Annotated in this window: 18 protein-coding genes; 6 read left to right on the forward strand and 12 right to left on the reverse strand. The window is 33.1% G+C overall.

Going from position 1 to position 21312, the window contains the following annotated elements; translation table 11 throughout:
* Positions 1-104: 104 nt before the first annotated feature.
* Entirely contained in the window at positions 105-1079 is a 975-nt protein-coding gene (locus tag D9V42_RS06620; protein ID WP_167456092.1) for a diacylglycerol/lipid kinase family protein, read from the forward strand.
* Between the two features lie 158 nt (positions 1080-1237).
* Here the strand turns inward: D9V42_RS06620 and D9V42_RS06625 are convergent, their stop codons facing one another.
* The 6 genes from D9V42_RS06625 to D9V42_RS06650 all read right to left on the reverse strand — a co-directional run bounded on the left by D9V42_RS06625 (position 1238) and on the right by D9V42_RS06650 (position 9852).
* Positions 1238-1786: a 5' nucleotidase, NT5C type gene (locus tag D9V42_RS06625; RefSeq protein WP_017722532.1), complete on the reverse strand. Its 549-nt coding sequence runs from the start codon at positions 1784-1786 to the stop codon at positions 1238-1240.
* Between the two features lie 249 nt (positions 1787-2035).
* Positions 2036-3091, reverse strand: a complete 1056-nt coding sequence (gene hisC / locus D9V42_RS06630) for a histidinol-phosphate transaminase (protein ID WP_107554935.1) — start codon at positions 3089-3091, stop codon at positions 2036-2038.
* Positions 3092-3272: 181 nt separating this feature from the next.
* The gene (locus tag D9V42_RS06635) at positions 3273-4787 is read right to left on the reverse strand and encodes an ABC transporter permease/substrate-binding protein (RefSeq protein ID WP_107554936.1); all 1515 of its coding nucleotides are present in this window, start codon (positions 4785-4787) and stop codon (positions 3273-3275) included.
* Positions 4784-5746, reverse strand: a complete 963-nt coding sequence (locus D9V42_RS06640) for an ABC transporter ATP-binding protein (protein WP_107554937.1) — start codon at positions 5744-5746, stop codon at positions 4784-4786. The genes D9V42_RS06635 and D9V42_RS06640 overlap by 4 nt, the downstream gene beginning before the upstream one ends.
* Positions 5747-6179: 433 nt before the next feature.
* On the reverse strand, positions 6180-7958 hold the full coding sequence (gene recQ / locus D9V42_RS06645) for a DNA helicase RecQ (RefSeq protein ID WP_107554475.1): 1779 nt from the start codon (positions 7956-7958) through the stop codon (positions 6180-6182).
* 13 nt (positions 7959-7971) lie between these two features.
* Complete coding sequence (locus D9V42_RS06650; protein ID WP_122064046.1) at positions 7972-9852, reverse strand: ABC-F family ATP-binding cassette domain-containing protein; 1881 nt, start codon at positions 9850-9852, stop codon at positions 7972-7974.
* Positions 9853-9964: 112 nt separating this feature from the next.
* On the opposite strand from D9V42_RS06650, the gene D9V42_RS06655 reads away from it, so the two are divergent.
* Positions 9965-10783, forward strand: coding sequence for a ZIP family metal transporter (locus D9V42_RS06655; protein WP_017722538.1), 819 nt, complete (start codon positions 9965-9967; stop codon positions 10781-10783).
* Positions 10784-11364: 581 nt separating this feature from the next.
* Here the strand turns inward: D9V42_RS06655 and ltaS are convergent.
* From ltaS to D9V42_RS06695, 6 genes are all read right to left on the reverse strand, one after another.
* Positions 11365-13305 carry a polyglycerol-phosphate lipoteichoic acid synthase LtaS gene (gene ltaS, locus D9V42_RS06665; protein WP_122064049.1) on the reverse strand — a complete coding sequence of 647 codons (1941 nt, stop codon included), beginning with the start codon at positions 13303-13305 and terminating at the stop codon, positions 11365-11367.
* A 700-nt stretch (positions 13306-14005) separates the two neighbouring features.
* Positions 14006-15010 (reverse strand): 5-oxoprolinase subunit C family protein, encoded by a 1005-nt coding sequence (locus D9V42_RS06670; protein WP_107554478.1) that lies wholly within the window; start codon positions 15008-15010, stop codon positions 14006-14008.
* Entirely contained in the window at positions 14998-15705 is a 708-nt protein-coding gene (locus tag D9V42_RS06675; protein ID WP_107554479.1) for a 5-oxoprolinase subunit B family protein, read from the reverse strand. Before D9V42_RS06675 ends, D9V42_RS06670 begins: the two co-directional genes overlap by 13 nt.
* A gap of 341 nt (positions 15706-16046) precedes the next feature.
* Positions 16047-16655, reverse strand: a complete 609-nt coding sequence (locus D9V42_RS06685; RefSeq protein WP_122064050.1) for an aminotransferase class IV — start codon at positions 16653-16655, stop codon at positions 16047-16049.
* The gene (gene pabB / locus D9V42_RS06690; protein ID WP_122064053.1) at positions 16655-17797 is read right to left on the reverse strand and encodes an aminodeoxychorismate synthase component I; all 1143 of its coding nucleotides are present in this window, start codon (positions 17795-17797) and stop codon (positions 16655-16657) included. The genes D9V42_RS06685 and pabB overlap by 1 nt, the downstream gene beginning before the upstream one ends.
* A complete protein-coding gene (locus D9V42_RS06695) occupies positions 17781-18374 on the reverse strand; it encodes an anthranilate synthase component II (protein WP_122064057.1) in 594 nt (197 codons plus the stop codon). The genes pabB and D9V42_RS06695 overlap by 17 nt, the downstream gene beginning before the upstream one ends.
* A gap of 256 nt (positions 18375-18630) precedes the next feature.
* On the opposite strand from D9V42_RS06695, the gene queC reads away from it, so the two are divergent.
* The 4 genes from queC to D9V42_RS06715 all read left to right on the forward strand — a co-directional run bounded on the left by queC (position 18631) and on the right by D9V42_RS06715 (position 21272).
* Positions 18631-19302, forward strand: a complete 672-nt coding sequence (gene queC, locus D9V42_RS06700; RefSeq protein WP_107554484.1) for a 7-cyano-7-deazaguanine synthase QueC — start codon at positions 18631-18633, stop codon at positions 19300-19302.
* Positions 19303-19304: 2 nt separating this feature from the next.
* Positions 19305-19733 (forward strand): 6-carboxytetrahydropterin synthase QueD, encoded by a 429-nt coding sequence (queD, locus tag D9V42_RS06705; protein WP_107554485.1) that lies wholly within the window; start codon positions 19305-19307, stop codon positions 19731-19733.
* Complete coding sequence (queE, locus tag D9V42_RS06710; RefSeq protein WP_122064059.1) at positions 19726-20442, forward strand: 7-carboxy-7-deazaguanine synthase QueE; 717 nt, start codon at positions 19726-19728, stop codon at positions 20440-20442. The genes queD and queE overlap by 8 nt, the downstream gene beginning before the upstream one ends.
* A gap of 236 nt (positions 20443-20678) precedes the next feature.
* Positions 20679-21272: a hypothetical protein gene (locus D9V42_RS06715; protein WP_039068792.1), complete on the forward strand. Its 594-nt coding sequence runs from the start codon at positions 20679-20681 to the stop codon at positions 21270-21272.
* Positions 21273-21312 lie beyond the last annotated feature (40 nt).

The following is a 21312-nucleotide window of genomic DNA, read 5'->3' on the forward strand; positions in this document are numbered from 1 at the left end:
CTTACTAGATGATTAAAGTCTATACTTTAATCTCTGAACGTTATGTATTTATTTTATAAGAGAATCGGGTACATAATAAAATAGAACGCAAAATCAAAAGAAATATGGTGAATAGATTGACTAAAGCAAAATACAAACACGGTGTGTTATTTTATCATGAACACTCAGGTATAAAAGATATTTACAGAGGTTTAGGGGATGTGGCATCTTCTTTAACAACATTTTGTAAACATTTATCTATCCAACTAAGTGAAAATGAAGGTGATATCATCACTTTCTGCAAAAAAATAAAAGACCAAAGCTATAGCGACGATGTTGATATTATTTTCATTCTTGGTGGTGATGGTACAGTCAATGAACTGATTAACGGACTAATGCAAAGCGAATTAGACGTCCCTATTGGTATTATTCCTGGCGGCACGTTTAACGATTTCGTAAAAACATTAAATCTTAATCCACGCCATAAAACGGCTAGTCAGCAATTAATCAATTCAGAATTGCAATCTTATGATGTAATGAAGATAAATGATCAATACGCGCTTAACTTCGCCGGATTAGGTCTTATAGTGCAAAATGCAGAAAATGTACAAAATGGGAATAAAGATGTTTTCGGAAAACTGAGCTATGTCGGTTCTACTGTTAAAACATTACTCAATCCAGAGCACTTTGATTACAAAATGACCGTAGATGGAAAAGAAATCAATGGCAATACAGCAATGATCGTTGTAGCAAATGGTCCATTTATAGGTGGAAGTCGTATTCCGTTAACAGACCTCTCACCTAGTGACGGCTATTTAAATATATTCATTTTTGAAGAACATAGTTCAAGTGTAATAGCTGATATATTTAAACAACGTGATAGTATGAATTGGAATTACATGACGGATGGTATTAAACACATCCTAGCTAAAGAAGTCACTATCGAAGCTGATCCACAAATGAAAGTAGATATAGATGGAGAGATTGCCTTAAATACACCACTTAACATTGAAATTGTACCAAGCGCAATTAATATTTTAACTCTACCAGACTCAAATATAGATACACAACAAACAGACGAAGATGAGTATAGATACTGATTTACAATCTAATAACATATATAAATAAGATCTTATTATTGGCCATGATGTCATTAATAAGATCTTATTTTTAATGCTTGCACAGTGCTCAATAAATTTATAAATAAAAGCAGCAAAGAAGGCAACAAGATTCACCCTCTTCACTGCTAAAAAAGTATTTAAATTTTGTATTCGCTATCTCCTAAAAAATACTGCTCTACATCTTTCCAATTATTAACGCGTGCAAATCTATCATCATTGATATTATGTGTTGCTGTGTACATAATTGGTGTTCCAGTAAAGATACTTAACTGTCTTGGATTATCATCAATTAAATAATCTGCGTTAACGATATCTTTTCGACCGCAAAACACAAAATGTTGAGGATCTAGAAACGGGAAATACTCTCTTAACCAATTATATTTATCATGAAACGACGTCGGTACATCCATTGCAGCAGTCGCGATAAACACATCATAATGTTCAGTTAACTTCTTCACAACTTCTTGTGCATCAGCCATCACTTCTAATTTTTTGAAAAACCCAGGTTCGCGTAAAATTTCAGTCAGTAAGCCATCATGTTCAGGCATTGCATGCCTTAATTTAATACCATCTAACATATCTATAGAAATACCTAAGTCTGTACGCTTATTTACATCTTCAATTAATGCACCCACTGTATCAGCAAGTACCTCATCCATATCAATCGCTATTGATTTTCTAGTCATGTACTACTCTACTCCCTTTTCCTACTTAATATACTTTAATTTGTAACGTACTCTAGACGCATAACAAATTTATCCCTATACGCCTCAATTATAGCAAAATACGTTCAACTAAACCAAAATTGAACATGGCATTATTATGATCATCTTCAAGTATTTTACTAGGCCCATAGGATAGTCATATAATAAACACCCTACTTTATTAATCAAATGCCAAATTTTGTATCGTTGAACGTTCATTAAGAATTATTTTTAGAAGTTAAACGCTTTAAGTACTTCTATCATTTTTGCATTTTGCTCTGGGAATCCAATTGTAATACGCACACCTTTAGGGAACTCCCTTGTAATACATCCTACATTTAACAATGCTTCATACAAATCGTGTGGTTTATCTGTTTTCACATATATAAAATTCGTTTGACTAGGATAAAACGCATCACTTTGAGATAATTCAAAGAATTTAGCTCTCTCTTGAGCATTACGCTCACGTATAGAAGCTAAATATGCTTGATCCTCTAATGCAGCTAAGGCAGCATATTCTGATAGACGGCCAACATTAAATGGTGGACGTATAATGTTGTATTTTTCAATAGCTTCTTTAGCAGCGACAACATATCCGATACGCATACCCGCTAATCCATATGCTTTTGAAAATGTACGTAATAAAAAGGCATTGGCAAATTGTTGTTGTAATGCTAATGTATCTGGGAAATCATCAGCAGTTACAAATTCCACATATGCTTCATCAATAATAACCGGGATATCACTCGGTACACGTTCTAAAAAGCGCTGTAATTCATCATGTGAAAAATAAGTCCCCGTTGGATTGTTTGGATTACATAACCAAACTAACTTGGTAGCTTCATCAATTTCCGATAAAATACCTTCTAAATCAAAATGCCCCTCTTTGAGTGGCACTTGTGTTACGTTTGCAGATTCTACAATTGCATTATGGTAATATTGTCCAAATGTCATTTCACTTGTCACAATTTTATCTCCAGCTGTCAGTACTGCACGTGAAATCATTAAGATAACTTCATCTAAACCAGCACCGAATAATATACGTGATGCATCTACGTTTAAGTGTTTGCTTATTGCTTCTTTTAATAATGGAGAACCCGTCTCAGGATAAAATTGTAGCTCATCTAAATGTGCTTGAATTGTCTCATTAACTTTTGGCGTTGGACCATATAAATTCTCATTAGAAGCTAATTTATATAACTCACCTTCAATTCCGTATTGTTCTTTTAATGCTCGAGGTGATAGTCCTGGTTCGTAAGCTGATAATTGTTCAATTTGTTTCTTCATAGTTGCTTCGGTCCTCCTTGAATTTACAGAAATTTCAAAACTTAGTAACTATTATAAACCTAATAACAGACTAAAATCAATGCATCATTATAGCGCCTGTCATTTATAAGGATAAAAAATATGAGACCAGATAATTTAGTATTATATTTAAATACTAAGTTAGTAGTCTCATATTATCTTATTAATCGATTAAATTATGTTCCTCTAAATAATTTTTTGCAACATTATATGGGTCTTTCTTTTTCACTGTTACATCATAATTCATAGCTTGCATATCTTCATCTGAAATTTTGCCAGCTAAGCGATTTAGTGGTTTTTTAATTTCAGGATGTTCTTTCAGATAAGATGTTTTAAACATAGGCGCTCCTTGATAAGGAGGGAACACATGCTTATCATCTTCCAACACAACCATATCATATTGTTTTAATTCGGCATCTGTTGAATAAGCATCAATCAGATTAATATCTCCATTCTCGACCGCTTGATAACGTAATTTGGGTTCCATTGTTTTCACATCACCTACATCTAGATCGTAGGCTTTTTTAACAGCTGGATATCCATCTCCACGATCATTAAATTCCAATGTAAAGCCTGGTTTAATCTCATCGCTTACTTTATTTAAATCGCCAATTGTTTTGATGTTATGTTTTTCAGCAAAATCTTTTTTCACCGCTAATGCATACGTATTGTTGTATTTCATAGGTTTCAACATCGTCATATCATATTTATCTTCCAAACTAGATTTCGCTTGATTATATACTTTTGCTTCTTGCTTAGATTTTAAATCTTCTTTAGTTAATTCACCTAATACTGTGCCAGTGAATTCTAAATAACCATCGATGTCATCAGATTTTAGCGCATTAAAAAGAAATGAAGTTTTACCCATACCATCTTTAACTTCTACTGAATTGTCTGTCTCTTCTTCAATTAATATTTTATACATATTTGTTATTACAGATGGCTCTGAACCTAATTTTCCAGCTAAAACAATTTTGTCCCCTTTTTGAGCTAACAATGGTGCAATAATTACTAACAGTAAAATAATAACAATCGCACTGAGTGACACCAAAAGTTTTTTATATGATAGTTTTTGCATAAAACGTAACACTAAATCGAATAAAATAGCTAATAATGCCGCTGGTATGGCACCAATTAAAATCAGTGAGGAATCATTTCTATCAATTCCTAATAAAATTAAATCACCTAAACCACCTGCACCAATAAGTGCAGCTAATGTAGCTGTACCAATAATTAATACCATTGCCGTACGGATACCGGCCATAATGACTGGCATAGCAATTGGTAATTCTACTTTAGTCAATCTTCTACCCGGTTTCATACCGATACCTTTTGCCGCTTCAACTAATGATGCATCTACTTCATTAATACCAGTATATGTATTTCTTAAAATTGGTAACAATGCATATACAACTAATGCTATAACCGCCGGCACTTTACCTATACCAAACAACGGTATCATTAGCCCTAACAATGCTAATGAAGGTATTGTTTGAAGTATTGCCGCGATATTCATAACAATTTCGGAAAGTTTACGTGTTTTTGTTAAAAATATACCTAACGGCACACCAATTAGTGCTGCAATCAAAAGTGCTATAAAAGATAATTGTATATGTTCAAATATCGTTGTTATTAATTGTCCTCTACGCTCTATAAGTGTATTAGTGAAGGTATTCATTCATTATGACCTCCTTTACGCTCTGACAAAATTTGAAAAATATCTTGTCGTTTCAACACGCGCTGTGTTGAGGCAGCTGAATCATTAATAATAACGGCTTCATTGTCTATCAAATCTGTATATACGTCTTTAACATATAAATTACTTTCAACGATTGGATAACCTTCTTTTGTCTCTCCTTCTTGGATAGATAACTGATCTATTATTTCGGAAAGTTTTAACTCATTAATTGATCGGTTTAATTTGTCCCCCATAAATTGTTTAACAAAGTCATTTTTAGGATTTGTAACAAAACCTTCTGGTGTGTCTATTTGTTCTACATGTCCTTTATTCAATAAACATATGCGGTCACCCATCTTCATTGCTTCTTGAATATCATGAGTTACAAATATGATTGTTTTTTTGATTTTTTGTTGTAGCTCTATTAAATCATCTTGTAATTTTTCACGACTAATTGGGTCTAGGGCACTATAGGGTTCATCCATTAAAATGACTGGCGGATCAGCTGCCAGTGCACGAATAACCCCTACACGTTGCTGTTGACCACCAGAGAGTTCATCGGGTTTACGATCTTTATATATTTCAGGTTCTAGTCCTACCATATCCATTAATTCATCAATACGTTTATCTATATCTTCATCTTTCCATTTTTTCATTTGTGGCACTTGTGCAATATTCTCTTTAATTGTCATATGTGGGAATAATGCAATTTGTTGTAAAACATAGCCAATATCCCAACGCATTTCATATATTGGATAATCACTTATCGGTTTATCTTTAAAATAAATATAACCTTCAGAAAGAGAAATTAATCGATTTATCATTTTTAACGTAGTCGTCTTACCGCAACCTGACGGCCCGATTAAAACAAAGAATTCCCCTTCTTTAATATTAAAACTAATATCATCAACAGCTACTTTATCACCGTAGCGTTTAACTACATTCTTAAATTCTATCACTTTGTCACCTTCATTATCTTATATTCATTTAATAAAAAATTAGATTTTCAATCAAATGACATATTCCCTATTTATATTGATTTTATGTATAATTCAATTAATTTATTCATAGGATTTAACTTACAGGTCCTTATTCCAATCATTTAAAAAAAGCGAAGTTAATTCGAAATAAAATTATATCTATGACTTATGATTTTGCATAGTATATTAGTTATTGTCAAATTAACTTCGCTTAATAACTTTAGTTTACTTGTTATTCACTTATGATAATCAGCAGACGGAGAACTATCTATTTTTTATTAATAAGATAGTCGTAAACGTTAGGCTTCAAGGAAACCATATTTTTAGTGTACATACCGTCGTTAACAACTTAATAGCGTATAAGTGACGCATTCTATTGCTGGGCTTCACATATATCAGTTGCTTGATTCTATTAAATTTTAGATTTATATGATTGAATTTTTTCCAAAAACATCGGGCAATAATGTTTTAATTTATAACTACCTACACCTTCAATTAAAATCATTTCTTGTTTTGTTTCTGGTTTTCTTTTAGCAAATTCTTCTAGTGTAAAATCTGAGAAAATACTAACAGGTGGTATACTCAAATTCTCACTTAATTCTTTACGGACACTAATTAATTCGTCAAATAATGCACGGTCCACGCCTTCTACCGTATTTATATTTACTTTTTCTCTTGTTTTACGTTTGAATGGCGTTGTAAATATTTCAATTTGCCCACCGAGCAAATGCTTAACAGATTGATCACACGTTAAAATCTCATCGTGTTCATTTAAAAATCCTTTAAATCTCAATTCATCTATCAAATGACTAAGTTCTGACGTTGTATAATTTTGCATAATGCCATGTGTTGATAATTCGTTATAATCACAATAACGAATGTAATCAGAATCTTCGCCTCTTAACACCTGTATAATGACACTATAGCTTTCTTTTTGTTTCATACGAGCAATACAACTTACAATCATTTTCGCTTCATCTGTCATATTATAAGTCTTATTCTCAATGACGCAATTACTACATTGCTCACATTCTTCAAGTTTTTCATTCGGTTCAAAATAATGAACTAAAGTCGCCTCTAAACATTTTTTCGTTTTAGTATAGAGAATCATTTTCGTTAATTTTTCACCCATTTTATCTTTATAGTCATCATCGGCTTTTGACGATGAAATAAAATATTGATGTAATCCAATGTCTCGTTCACTAAATAATAAGATACAATCACTGTTCAAGCCATCACGACCCGCACGTCCTGCTTCTTGATAATATGATTCTAAATCGCCGGGCATATTATAATGTATAACAAATCTCACATTGGATTTATCTATACCCATACCAAAAGCGTTCGTTGCGACAACAACACGTACACGATCATACACAAAATCATTTTGTGCTGCTTCACGTTCTTTGTTTGTTAATCCAGCGTGATAAATCGTGCTGTTGATATCATTGCTCTTTAAAGCTTCATGTAATTCTTCAACTTGTTTACGTGTAGAGCAGTAGATAATGCCTGCTGCCTTTTTATGTTGTTTCACATACTCCATCACAAATTTTTGACGTTGATAAGTAGGATTGACTTGAAACACGAGATTCCGTCTTTTTGTACTCGTTTTCACCTCATCATTTTTCCCTATATTCAAACGTTCCATGATGTCTTTTTGTACTTCAATCGTTGCTGTTGCAGTTAGTGCAACAATCGTAAAGTCTTGTGGTAATGCAAATACTTTATGGATTACATCTTGATAACTTGGTCTAAAGTCATGACCCCATTTAGAAATACAGTGCGCTTCGTCAAAAGCAACTAAATGAATTGATAGTTGTTGTAATAAGCTAATAAAATAAGCATTATCAAAACGTTCTGGTGCAACATATAAGAATTGAATTTCACCATTTCTTAATTGTTTTTCAATTTCTTTTTGCTGCTTTTGCGTTAAACTACTATTTAAATATGCTGCACGAATACCCATGGCCTTTAATTGATCAACTTGGTCTTTCATCAATGAGATTAATGGGCTGATTACAATTGTTGTGCCACCCAACATTAATCCTGGTACTTGATAACAAATTGATTTTCCCCCACCGGTAGGTAAAACGCCGAGCACATTTTGATGATCTAATACTTTTGATATGATTTCTTTTTGACCAGGACGGTATGTGTCATAGCCAAAATAATGCGATAAAGTTGACTCCATGTTATAAAATCCCTCATTGTTCTTTTTGTTCTTCAAGTTCGCTCCATCTTGCAATATCTTCTTCATACAACGCATTTAATCTTCGTTGTTCTTCACTTAGTTCTTTAATCTTGGCATAATCAGAGGTTGCCTCAATCATCTCTTTTTCTATAGTTTCTAATCGTTCTTCAGTTGTATCAATACGTTCGATAATCATTTCATACTCTTGTTTTTCTTTAAAAGATAAACCTTTTCTCTTTTTCTTGTCAGGTTGTTGTTTAACTTTAGGTTGTTGACGCTTTTGCTCGTTTAACTGCTGTTGTTCCTTTTTGTAAGCTTCATAATCTTCAAAAGTACCTATGATGCGCTCCATTTGCCCATCATGAATATACCAATACTCTTGCGCTACTTTATTTAAGAAATATCTATCATGGCTAACTGTGATGACGGCGCCACCAAATGTTTCAATATAATCTTCAAGAATTGTTAGTGTTTCTGTGTCTAAATCATTTGTTGGCTCATCTAGAAGAAGCACATTCGGTTGGTGTACCAATAATCTTAAAAGGTATAACCTTTTTTGCTCTCCACCTGATAATTTATAAATCTTTTTACCATGAGTTGCACTTGGAAACAAGAATCTTTCGAGTAATTGAGTGATAGATACTGACGTGCCATCTTTTTCTTTAGCAACTTCACTTTCTTCTCTCAAATAATCTATCATTCTTATATCACGATCTAGCCGTTCTTCAGTTTGTTTAAAATAAGCGACTTTTACCGTTTGACCGATTTTAAGGTCACCTTCAAAATCTTTATCTTCACCATTTAGGATATTCAGTAACGTTGTTTTACCTGCACCATTAGGACCAACAATACCAATTTGTTGCCCACTTTGGATAATTTGAGTTATATCTTCAAATAAAGTTTTTTGGTTAATACGTTTCGTTAAGCCGTCTAATTCGAAGACCTGTTTTCCTAATCTAGAATAAGCAAGGTTTAAAGATGCTTTCTCTTGTTGGTGTTGATTTTTGACATCTTGCTCTAGGTCATTAAATCTATTTTTACGAGCTTGCTGTTTCGTCGTACGTGCCTTAACACCAGCACGCATCCATTCAAGTTCCTTTTTATACAAGGATTGCTGTTTCGCTTGTTGCTTTCGTTCTATAATTTCGTTTTCTGCTCGCTGAGCGATATAATCTTCGTAATTTCCTACATAGGTAGTCAACTTACCTCTATCTAATTCAATAATACGTGAGGATACTTCATTTAGGAAATAACGATCATGTGTGATAAATAATACTGTATGCGGATATTGTTTCACATAGTTAATTAGCCAATTGATTGATTCAAAATCTAAATGGTTTGTTGGCTCATCTAATAGTAATAAATCAGGTTGTTCGATAAGCGTTTTAGCTAAACCAACACGTTTTTGTTGGCCTCCTGAAAGTTCACTCACTTCCTTGTTTATATCATAGATACCTAATTTAGAAAGAATCGTTTTAATTTCAGCACTATAATCCCATGCTTGATAGTTATCCATTGCTTCTTGCGCTTGCATCATTTTTTGAAAATCTTCATCACTTTGGGTAGCTGTATATTGCGCCAAAGCATTTTCATACGTTCTTATAACCTTAATCGTTTCAGTTTCTGAAGTTAATACCGCTTCAAACACCGTCATATTTTGATCAAAATCATGTTTTTGAGAAGAATATCGGATGCGATAAGCATTTGGATGTGATACTTCTGCTTCAAAGTCTTCATCCAATCCAGCGATCACTTTCAATAATGTACTTTTACCCGTACCATTTATACCTACAAGTCCTATTTTTTCACCTTCAGAAATTGACAACTGCAAATTATCAAAAATGGTTTTAGCGGCATATGATTTATGTAAATGTTCAATTTTGTATGCTTCCATTGCCCAACATCCTTTTTAATATCGAAAATTATAATTATTTCTGTTAAACTTAATTTCAGTTCTACATATTATACACCTTTTTTAACTCAAATGATACAAAGGAGCAATGCTTATGTCGGAATTTTTCCAAAACTTGCCTCCTTATATCCAAGCATTAATAGCAGGTATTATTACATGGCTACTTACTGCATTAGGAGCTGCAGCTGTTTTTATTTTCAAGAGAGTCAATGATAAGATTTTAAATTCAATGCAAGGTTTCGCTGCAGGTATAATGATTGCAGCTAGCTTTTGGTCACTCTTACAACCAGCTATTAATTATGGCGAAGGTACATCATTACCGTGGTTACCAGCTGCTATCGGTTTTCTATTGGGCGGAGTATTTATTCGTGCACTAGATTTAGTTATCCCACACATACACCCAAACACCCAAGACACAAACCAATATCAAGAAGGTGTAGGTACCAAAAAACTCAATAAGAATACGTTACTCGTTTTAGCTATAACGCTACACAATATACCCGAAGGTTTATCTATTGGTGTTGCCTTTGGTGGTATCGTGGCTGGCAATGGGCAAGCTACATTTTTAGGCGCCCTTGGTTTAGCTATAGGAATCGGTATCCAAAACATTCCTGAAGGAGCAGCCTTGTCTATGCCAATAAGAGCAGCTGGCGCTTCAAGATGGAAAGCATTTAACTATGGTCAAGCTTCTGCTATTGTTGAGCCTATATTTGCTACCATTGGTGCAGCCGCTGTATTGGTTGTTACTCCAATGTTACCGTATGCCCTCGCTTTTGCTGCAGGAGCAATGATATTTGTAGTTGTTGAAGAACTTATTCCTGATTCCCAAGCTAGTAATAATACTGACCTTGCAACAATGAGTCTCATGCTAGGTTTCACTATTATGATGATTTTAGATGTTGCACTTGGATAAGGACAAACGATACGATTTGATATTGTCATTTTTCAAATTAAACATTACACAAGGCGACATAATTTAACAGAGGCTGGGACATAAATCCCAGAAAAATAGCACTCAGATGATTTAATTCATCTGAGTGCTCCTTTTTGTTTATTCAATACTTCGTATTGTTTGGCTCGCTTTCTTAGGGGGACAGCTTCAGCCTGTAGTCTTCAGCTAGTCCTGTTCCCTCAAGAGTCTCGCCAAAAATACGTCACATTAATATGTAATTTTACATTAAAACACTTTGAAAAAATAAGGCCCTTTCGTATAATTTAATAAACATCACTAAACTAAATTAACGAGGTGCCTTATGTATAAAGATTATAACATGACTCAACTTACACTACCAATGGAAACTTCAGTTCTTATCCCCTTTTTCCTACGCTTAAAATGTCAAACGTTTCTCAATTTGACGCTTTAAGCAATATACAAACCATAGCATAGTCAATACCTCTTATTTTATGATTGCATTAATACAAACTTTCTCCGGTAGGTATCTATAATAAATAAAAATACCGACGACTCTAAATTAGAATCGTCGGTATTTTTATTTATTTTTTCTCTTGTCCTTTTGGACCTGCTTTGTATTCATAATCTGAAGGCTTAATTTTATCGAAATCAGGATTATCATAGAATCTCAATAAATCACCGTTGAGGACATCATCACTCATTTGTAAATCTTTCTCAGATTGTTGTTTACGCTTATCAAAGTCTTTAGGTTTTTCTGTCATAGGTTCATTATTCTTATTATCATAAATTCTACCGTTAACATATTTATAATCTTTCGTTACAAAGTCACCATTTCTGAATGGTACTGTATCATTGTGATCTTTAGATAATAAATCTGTACCCATCATTAAATAGTTCTTCGTATCGATACCCATTAAGTGCAATAATGTAGGCATTACATCAGCTTGTCCTGCATAAGTTTTATCTACAGTACCTTCCTTACCAGGAATCTTCAACCAGAAACCTGTACGGTTTAAGTCGTTGAATTTAGCAGGTGTAATTTCTTCACCTAATAATTTTTCCATTGCTTTATTATGGTTTTCAGAAATACCATAGTGGTCACCGTAAATCATTATTACTGAATCATCATATAAACCTTTTTTCTTCAGTTCATTGACAAACTCTTCTAATGATTCATCAAGGTATCTTGCTGTTTGTACATAACCATCTACTGTTGAATCGCCTGTGTTTGGTTTGTCGATTGATGCATCTTCTGGTTTCACAGTGAATGGATAGTGGTTAGTTAACGTGATTAAATGACTATAGAATGGTTCTTTTTCTTTTGCTAAATAATCTGCTGATTCTTTAAAGAACTCTTTATCTTTAAGACCTAAGTTTTCAAGATTCTCTTCAGACATATCGTAATAAGTTGCATCGTAGAATTTATCTACGCCAAAGTGTTTGTAAACTTGATCACGGTTCCAGAATGTTTTGTAGTCACCATGCATAACACTAGATGTATAACCTTGCTGTTGATCTAGTATAGCAGGTAGTGATTGGTAAGTGTTATCACCTTTCAATGAATAAGCTGAACCTTGTGGTAAACCAAACAAGCTGTTATCCATAGTAAACTCTGAATCCGAAGTTTTACCTTGTCCTGTCTGATGATAGAAGTTTGGATAATATCTGTATCCTTCATTACCAGACGAGAGTTTATTTAAGAATGGTGTAACTTCTTCACCATTTACTTTTTTATTTATTAAGAAAGTTTGGAAGCTTTCTAAATGAATTTTAATAACATTTTTCTTTTTAGCGGCACCGAAATATTCTTTATTTGGTTCAGTTCGCTTTTGTTTCGTATAATTCAATACTTTAGTTAAATCATCTTCATTAGCCAACGCTTTTTGTTGGTTATTTTGAACTGTTTTAACACCATCATATACAGTGAAATTATACGGCCCTAAATATTTAACTAAATATTTATGGTCAAATGTACGTGTTAATAATTCTGGGCGATCTGATTCAGCAAATGCTAAGTTTAAGAAGAATAGCGCAACTGACGCAGCCATTACGACTGGTACAAACTTTTTGCTAAATACACGCTTATCAAACCATTTTTGTTTAAAAATCAAAACAAACAGATACACAATAGTATCTATAAAGTAAACGAAGTCATACCATTTGAATGAAGCTGTTACCGCTCCACCCATTGATTCAACATTCCCAACCTGGTTTAATGTGCTGAATGTTAAGAAGTCAGAAAAGAATCTGAAGTATACAACGTTTGCGTATAATAAGAAAGTTAATAAAAAGCCACCAATAAAGATGAACCAAAAAGCTTTCTTACCCTTGAAAAACAAGGAAATACTCAATACTAATGCAATTAAACTGTATGGATTCATTAACAAGATTAGGTTTTGAACTAACCCTTTAACGCCTAAAGAAAAATCAACATAATATGAAAAATATGTTTTTAAGGTGACAGTTAGCACCGTTAAAATAAAAAACCCAAAAAGAGTTAATTTCTTTTTGTGTATACTCATGTTCTTATCCCCCGATATAAATTAATATAGGCTAGTACGCTTACCTAACCTTATAAAAAGTGGCAAAGTTACTATCTTAAACACTTATTAGCGATGTTAGTATCTCTAATAAACGAAAGTCGTTATTGGCTTGGGTAAATTGTTTTAGAATCATGCTTTAGTGTCATCTTTAATCATTAATTTAAAGTACACTGTTACAAGCATGCGTATGTTTCAGTTTTTAAGTTTTATTTGATATCTATATTATGAATCATTGATATTTGACTATATTAATTTCAATCCTTATGACTCATAATCATAAGTTGAAATTATATTTACAATTTTTATCATTTTGTAATATGCTCGTAATAAAACGCACATAGTTCAATTAATAAATATAAAGCAATGAAAGCTAAATATCAAGTAAAAAGACACTTTTTTATGTAATTTGGTATCAAACAAAAGCTTTATTAACGCCTTGTTAAACGGTCATTAACTTACTATTAAGTATTTATATGTTTTTTAATTATATCTTTATTGGATAGTATATTAATCGGACTATAGTCGTATTAGCAATTTCGCTAATACACGCTCTAACTTCTATGTACTTATATATTTGAAAACACCCAAAAAATTTAAAGGAAGCAAATAGAAAAAAGCAGCAACCCAAAACCTAGGCATATATTTGGCGTTACTGCTTTCAATTATTTATATATACTGGCTATTTCAACATCTCTAATTGCATTCTATATTCAATGCCGTGAAATAACTGATTCAACCAGTTTGTATATTTGATTAAATTCTTCTCCGCGCTTTCCACATCTATAAATTGAAATTTCAATTTAGTTCCTTGATGTTTTTGACCTAGTTTTGTTAAATGATAACTTGCAATCGTCCCAATTTGTGGGTAGCTGCCTAAAGTATAATGATCATTTAATAAAATAATCGGCGTGCCATCTCGTTTTACTTGTATCGTACCGATTTGTACTGATTGATGTTCTGGCATGTCTTCGTAAAAAGCTTTTACAGGTTCTCCTTCTAAATACATGCCAACTCTATTTGCTTTACTTGTCACTTTATATTCTCCAGAAGTAAATCGATTCAATACTTTAGCTTTAAAATCTTCTGTTCCTTTATTCTTTATTACATGAAAAACATCTGACATATAATTGAAAGATAACGCGTAACCATCAATCCCCCAATCTGTTTGATGTGTTTCTTTTAAGTTTTCAAATAATTTATGATGACGCTCAGTGTAGTCTCGTTTCATGTTAACTTCGTCACCTTTTTGTAGTTTACGACCATGGAAACCACCAATTTTCGACTTAAAGTCCGTTGAAGTTGACCCTAACCATTCATTAAGTTCAAATCCACCGCCTACTGCCAAGTAAACTCTGGATGTACGATTCGTTTCTGTAAACACAAGTACATCACCTTTTTCCATCAAATACAACTTATTGGGGAGTACTTTCATATGTTCAGTTTTAGCTTTAAAACTCCCTCCGCTCAATGCAATAAGTGTCGGTTCAGTAAAACGAAAACTCGCCATTCTATTTGTCATTTCTAAAGTAGCTTCATGCTTATCATTAGCTACAAGTCTATTTGCTATTTCATGAGATAGAGGATCTAAAGCACCACCAGGGATAACACCATCATGTTCATATCCTTTACGACCAAAATCTTGGAAACTTGAAAATAGCCCTTCACCTTCTATTATGATTGACATGGTTGAAACCCTCCTAAATCCAGCGCTTCCTCTTGAATCGCACAAAATTTAACGTTATCACCTAATTTTAATTTTGTGAAATCTTCTAATTCCGGATTAAACAATCGAACAGGTGTATACCCTATCACTAGCCAATCACCGTATGTATCTGTTGTAGTGATTCCTGTCTTTTTACCTTCAATAATTACAGAACCCGCAGGAATAAATGTCTTTTTCCCGCCTGTATGATTTACAAATAAACGCTTATTCATGCCAGTTAAATAAGGAAATCCTGGTGTATAGCCCATCATCGACACAAAATAATTTTGTTCCGTATGTAATTTCACAAATTTTTCGAAATCCATTTTATAATAAGTTAGTAAAGCGTCTAAATCAGGCCCATATTTCCCACCATACACGACTGGAATTTCAATAGGTTCAACTGTTTCTTCTTCATGCTTAATTTCCATTTGTACCGTTTGCATTAATGCTTTCATATATAAAAATGGAGATTGAATATGATGATGTTTAATCATGTCCCTTGCATCATAACAAATCATCATGTCTGATTCTGTAGGTACAATTTCTGTTATAAAAGGATACTGTTTGTCTGCTAAATATTTTTTCAAAGCTAACAGATCTTCAGTCAAATCTTTAGAGACTTCTTTTTCTATAGAAACCACTATTGCTTGGTCTCCTTGACTATATATCTTCATAGTTTCACCTCATAAATTGTTACTAACGATAAAATACATCAAATGCTTGTATCAAATAATGTACGAGTTCTTTTACTAGGAAATAGACAAATATAAATTGAAATATGCAGGATACTGTAATGATGCAACGTGTTAAATAAACACGTTGCCGCTTCAACAATTGATTTACGCCCCATTTGGTAAGCACAGAAATTATAATAATTGTAAATGCCCAAACCAAGATCATCATTTTGCCTCACTCACTGTTTATAAATTTTGTCTTTACTATTCTGTTTATAAAATTTGATTATTTTAAATTGCGTATGCGCTATCAATGACGCCATGTTTATACTTTCTATATTCTATAGATAAATTTCTACCTCGGCAACCTCTCGCAAACTATTTATTAGAAAAATCTGTATCAAATCACTATTTATTTTATCTTTTAATTCATTTATATCATAATCTTTTTCTATTAACTCACCTTTATCTAATAATTCTTGACGCATACAGCCACGCAAAAAATCTTCATTATAAATTGGTGTGTAGTAATGCCCATCTTCTCTTATCATTATATTCCCTATATCAAATTCTAATACTTTTCCTTCTTCATTATATAATAGAACAAGATCAGTTTGATGATTATGCTCTAAATGTGCTCTTTGTGTCGTCTTGTGAACTACGACTTGCTTATTCACATCAGGCGTTAAGGGTATCAGCTTTGCTGTAAATGTTGACTTTTCTGGTAAAGGGGCTGCAACGTAATGCATTGTTCCATCTTTATTCAACAAAATTTTTATGCGATAAACGCCCGTTGCATATTGTTCGCTAATTGATGTTGTAAGCTCTGACCAAGTCGACTCATCAAACAAAAACCCTAATTGTTTAGAAGCGTTTTTTATTCTTTTTTTATGATAAGAAATTCTTGGGAACAAACCTGACTCTAATTTCATCGTTTCAAAAAGTTGCATTATAATCGCTCCAATATCTTTGTTTTGTCTATAAATTCTTGAACTTCCTGCTCAGGTATAGAGTCAATTGTAATACCTGCACCGACTCCATAAACGGCTTGGTTATTTAAGTATTGTATTGTTCGAATCGGCACATTAAAGATTGATTTACCATTTGGAAGTAATAAGCCAATCGCACCGCAGTAAATATTTCGTGGTGTTTGTTCTAATGTTTTTATATAGTTCATCGTATTAAGTTTTGGGGCACCTGTAATTGAACCACATGGAAACAATGCACTTAGTATCTGATTTAAATCTGTATCTTTACATAAAGTGGCAGTAATCATTGATGTCATTTGAAATACTGTTTGATATGGTTCGATGTGAAACGGTTTATATACATGAACACTGCCAGTTTCTGCAATTCGACTCATGTCATTACGTAGTAAATCTACAATCATTACATTTTCTGCCCTATCTTTGCTTGATTGACTTAAAGTGTTTAGATTGTTCCTATCTTCTGTTTCATTACTACCTCTTGGCATCGTACCTTTCATGGGTTTACTTAACAATATATCTTCAGCTGCTTTAAATGGTCCTCGTTGGAAGAATAATTCTGGTGATAATGAAGCAATCTGTAACTCATCTGTTTCAATAAGTGCTGAATAAAAGCCGTGATTATCATTTAATAGATGATAATATAATGTTGCTATAGAATGATGAATTGAATCTACTAATCTCGTTGTATAATTCACTTGATATGTGTTCCCCTCCACAATAGCTGATTGTATCGTTCGAATATGTTTGATAAGTTCAGCTCTATTTAATTGGAATTGGAAGCTACATTGTTGTTGATATATCGTATCCTCAAGGTCATTTTCAGTTTCTGATGTATTTTCAAAAACATATGCCGCCGCGTATACATAGTTTTCTTCAGTCGGCACTGTTGCCATGTCTTTATTGAAGTAAGTTGCCGCTTCATAAGGTAAATATAAAGCTGCATAGTAGCCGTCATTTTGATAACTTTCTGCAAAGCACACGACATCGCCGACTTCTTCTATTGTATAAGCAATTTTTTTAGCAATACATTGCGTGAATAAATAACGATACGTCTCATGCGTTGTTTCATCAGTTATGTAACGATAATTAAAGTGTATTTGCATGGTAGGCCTCCACTATATCTATAAATATTTGAATCTGTTTAAGACCATATTCACTTAATATGGATTCTGGATGGTATTGTACTCCATAAATAGGTAATAATTTATGTTCCACAGCCATTATAATGTCTTCATAATTTGTAGCCGTCACAGTTAATGTTTCTGGAAAGGAGGATTGCTCCGCTTTTAAAGAGTGATAACGCATCACATCGAATGATTCTGGCAAACCATCAAAGATACCTATGCCATTATGTTTTATGCGTGTTGTATGACCATGAATAGGTTTATCACTTTTTACTATATTTCCACCGAAATAAGTCACAATTTGTTGAAACCCTAAACAAACGCCTAATATAGGTCCCTCTGTTGAAAATGTTTGAATTACTTCATTTAATATTGAATAGTCCTCAGGAGAACCCGGCCCCGGTGAAATTACAATTGCATCGGGTTGATGTAAATGAATTCGTTCATTTGTCACCATTTCTACATCAATAACCTCAACTTGCCCTCGATAACTTTGCTTAATATAATCTACGATGTTATAAGTGAACGAATCTTTATTATCTATAATTAGTATCATTTCGTCGCCTCTTTTTAAATATCTTCGTTATTCTGTTATACTTATTATCACAAATATTAACTTGATTTTACAGTTTAAATATATTATTCTAAATCACGTTATAAATGAATACAAAGAGGTTCCTAGCTGATACCCTCTATAAAAAACTAGACACATGATTTTCGTCTGTCTTTTTTATAGAGATGGACGTTTTTTTTATGCCGTCATAGCATGAGTTATAACAGCTAGTTTGACAATATGAAGGAGTGCAAGCAATATGACGCAACAATCTTTAGATAATAACAAGGCTATCGTAGTATTTAGTGGCGGACAAGATAGTACGACTTGTTTATTTTGGGCTAAAAAATATTTTGAAAGTGTAGAACTCGTTACATTCGCATATGGCCAAAGACACGATACAGAAATTGAAGTAGCAAAACGAATTGCAGAAGAACAACACGTTAAGCACCACATCTTAGATATGTCTTTACTTTCACAACTAACACCTAATGCACTTACGCAACATGATATGGAGATTGAAGTAGGAGAAGATGGCATACCTAATACATTTGTTCCTGCAAGAAATTTACTGTTCTTATCTTTTGCTGGTGCCTTAGCATACCAGACAAACACAAAAAATATCATTACCGGTGTATGTGAGACGGACTTTTCAGGGTACCCTGATTGTAGAGATAGTTTTATTAAATCCATGAATGTAACGTTATCACTATCCATGGATAAAGATTTTGTAATTCACACGCCTTTAATGTGGTTAGATAAAAAAGCAACCTGGGCATTAAGTGATGAACTCGGAGCACTAGACTACATTCGTTACAACACGCTTACTTGCTATAACGGCATTGTTGGTGAAGGCTGTGGAGAATGCCCTGCTTGCGAATTAAGAGCGCACGGTTTAAATACGTATTTAGCTGAAAAAGGAGAGAATTAATTATGTTCCAACAAAATTATCCTAGCGTACAACATCCATATACTTTCGAACTAAACAAAGACTTTAATTTTTCTGCAGCGCATTATATACCAAGTGACGATGCAGGCAAATGCATGCGCACACATGGTCATACTTATTTTGTAAATTTAACGATTGTTGGCGATTCATTAGATCACAATGGTTTTTTAGTAAATTTTAGCGAGCTAAAGCAATTAGTTCACGGCCAATTTGATCACCATTTACTTAATGATTTACCACAATTCGAAGGAAAAAGTCCTTCTACTGAAATTGTAGCTCAAACTATATATGAAATGGTTCAAACATCTTTAAACCAACGCAATAATCAACCTAAATGTGTACAAGTCTATGTCAGAGAAACGCCGACAAGCTATGTCGTATATAGACCAAAGGAGCAACGTAATCATGAGTAAAATACCTGTACTAGAAATTTTCGGTCCAACCATTCAAGGTGAAGGTCGTGTCATAGGCCGCAAGACCATGTTTGTACGAACTGCCGGCTGTGATTACCGTTGTAGTTGGTGTGATTCTAGTTTTACTTGGGACGGTAGCGCTAAAGAAGATATTCGTATGATGACTGCTGAAGAAATTTATGATGCTTTATACGACATTGCTGGCGACTCTTTTAACCACGTTACAATTTCTGGCGGTAATCCTGCCTTAATTAAAGGGATTCAACAATTAGTTGATTTGTTTGATGAAAAACACATACAAAGTGCTTTAGAAACACAAGGTAGTAAGTTCCAACCGTGGATGACTCAAATAGATGACTTAACGATCAGCCCCAAACCACCAAGTTCGAAAATGAAACCAAACTTACCTATATTAGATGAAGTCATTGAACAATGTGTACCAGAATCACTAAATCTAAAAGTTGTTATTTTCGATGACGAAGATTATGAATTTGCTAAAAAGATCCATCACAGATACCCTACTATCCCTTTTTATTTACAAGTAGGTAATCCTTACTTAGATGATGAATACGTAGAATCACACACTAAAAAGTTATTAACGTTATATGAAACGCTAGTAGACCGCGTAATGGTCAGTAGCGATATGAACAATGTATATGTTCTACCTCAATTACACACATTGCTTTGGAGTAACAAAAAAGGTGTTTAAATTGTGTAATCTATGCGATCCGTTGTATAATGCTCTTTGTCTATATAACGAATCGCTTTTTAGTGATGCAAAAATATATAGTTGGTCATCACTGTAAAATTATTTTTATTATGCATTTAACATCATTTTTAATCACATTTGAATGATGATGCTTTGAAGAAATTATGTAATTAAATGATTAACTTTCACTTAATTGATATAATGTTGCAGTGAAGTATCTAGGTTAGGAGAGCATCATGCTAATTAATATAATTATAAATATAGCTACGGTATTAATTGTGCTCGGCATTGATTTATATCGTCAGAATTTCAAACAACTAAAGTTTAGCTCTATACTGATTGCAATAACACTCAATGGTATTATTAATTTATTTTTAGTCGGTGAATATGATTACATCGCCTTTTATACAATTACACAATTATTTATTTGGACTTTATTACAACTTTATTTAAATCGTAAGATCACTGCTTTTAAAATTACAGATCAAAAATTTATTGCAGTTATTTTAACAATTATCATGAGTACATCATTAATCCTTACATATAGCACTAGCCATGACTCGTATTATATGTCTATCCCATACTTAGCCCCTGCTATTTTCCTAATTGGCGCAATCTTACTTTTCTATAGTACTTTTCAGCCAAATGAAAAAGAGCAACTTAAGCTATTGCAACGTATCAAGCACCCAATTTTAATAGGTCAAATATGTATGATTGGTGCTTTTACGATAATGATGCTATTAACACCTTATTGGTACGCCTTTATTATAGTCCATTTGCTATTTATATTTTTCTTATTATGGCAGAATATATTTTTTTCACATAAATGATTAACAGATTATATTTTGTGGTATAAATAAACAGTTAAAT

The organism is Staphylococcus pseudoxylosus, from assembly GCF_003697915.1.
In the GTDB taxonomy this organism is placed as follows: Bacteria; Bacillota; Bacilli; order Staphylococcales; family Staphylococcaceae; genus Staphylococcus; species Staphylococcus pseudoxylosus.

Bases quoted from the DNA above. Each gene is read 5' to 3' on its own strand.
- D9V42_RS06715 (WP_039068792.1), top strand. From the start codon at position 20,679: ATGCTAATTAATATAATTATAAATATAGCTACGGTATTAATTGTGCTC.
- D9V42_RS06685 (WP_122064050.1), bottom strand. From the start codon at position 16,655: ATGCAACTTTTTGAAACGATGAAATTAGAGTCAGGTTTGTTCCCAAGA.
- D9V42_RS06670 (WP_107554478.1), bottom strand. From the start codon at position 15,010: ATGTCAATCATAATAGAAGGTGAAGGGCTATTTTCAAGTTTCCAAGAT.
- recQ (WP_107554475.1), bottom strand. From the start codon at position 7,958: ATGGAGTCAACTTTATCGCATTATTTTGGCTATGACACATACCGTCCT.
- D9V42_RS06625 (WP_017722532.1), bottom strand. From the start codon at position 1,786: ATGACTAGAAAATCAATAGCGATTGATATGGATGAGGTACTTGCTGAT.
- D9V42_RS06695 (WP_122064057.1), bottom strand. From the start codon at position 18,374: ATGATACTAATTATAGATAATAAAGATTCGTTCACTTATAACATCGTA.
- D9V42_RS06655 (WP_017722538.1), top strand. From the start codon at position 9,965: ATGTCGGAATTTTTCCAAAACTTGCCTCCTTATATCCAAGCATTAATA.
- pabB (WP_122064053.1), bottom strand. From the start codon at position 17,797: ATGCAAATACACTTTAATTATCGTTACATAACTGATGAAACAACGCAT.
- queE (WP_122064059.1), top strand. From the start codon at position 19,726: ATGAGTAAAATACCTGTACTAGAAATTTTCGGTCCAACCATTCAAGGT.
- D9V42_RS06675 (WP_107554479.1), bottom strand. From the start codon at position 15,705: ATGAAGATATATAGTCAAGGAGACCAAGCAATAGTGGTTTCTATAGAA.
- queD (WP_107554485.1), top strand. From the start codon at position 19,305: ATGTTCCAACAAAATTATCCTAGCGTACAACATCCATATACTTTCGAA.
- queC (WP_107554484.1), top strand. From the start codon at position 18,631: ATGACGCAACAATCTTTAGATAATAACAAGGCTATCGTAGTATTTAGT.
- hisC (WP_107554935.1), bottom strand. From the start codon at position 3,091: ATGAAGAAACAAATTGAACAATTATCAGCTTACGAACCAGGACTATCA.
- D9V42_RS06635 (WP_107554936.1), bottom strand. From the start codon at position 4,787: ATGAATACCTTCACTAATACACTTATAGAGCGTAGAGGACAATTAATA.
- D9V42_RS06620 (WP_167456092.1), top strand. From the start codon at position 105: ATGGTGAATAGATTGACTAAAGCAAAATACAAACACGGTGTGTTATTT.
- D9V42_RS06650 (WP_122064046.1), bottom strand. From the start codon at position 9,852: ATGGAAGCATACAAAATTGAACATTTACATAAATCATATGCCGCTAAA.
- ltaS (WP_122064049.1), bottom strand. From the start codon at position 13,305: ATGAGTATACACAAAAAGAAATTAACTCTTTTTGGGTTTTTTATTTTA.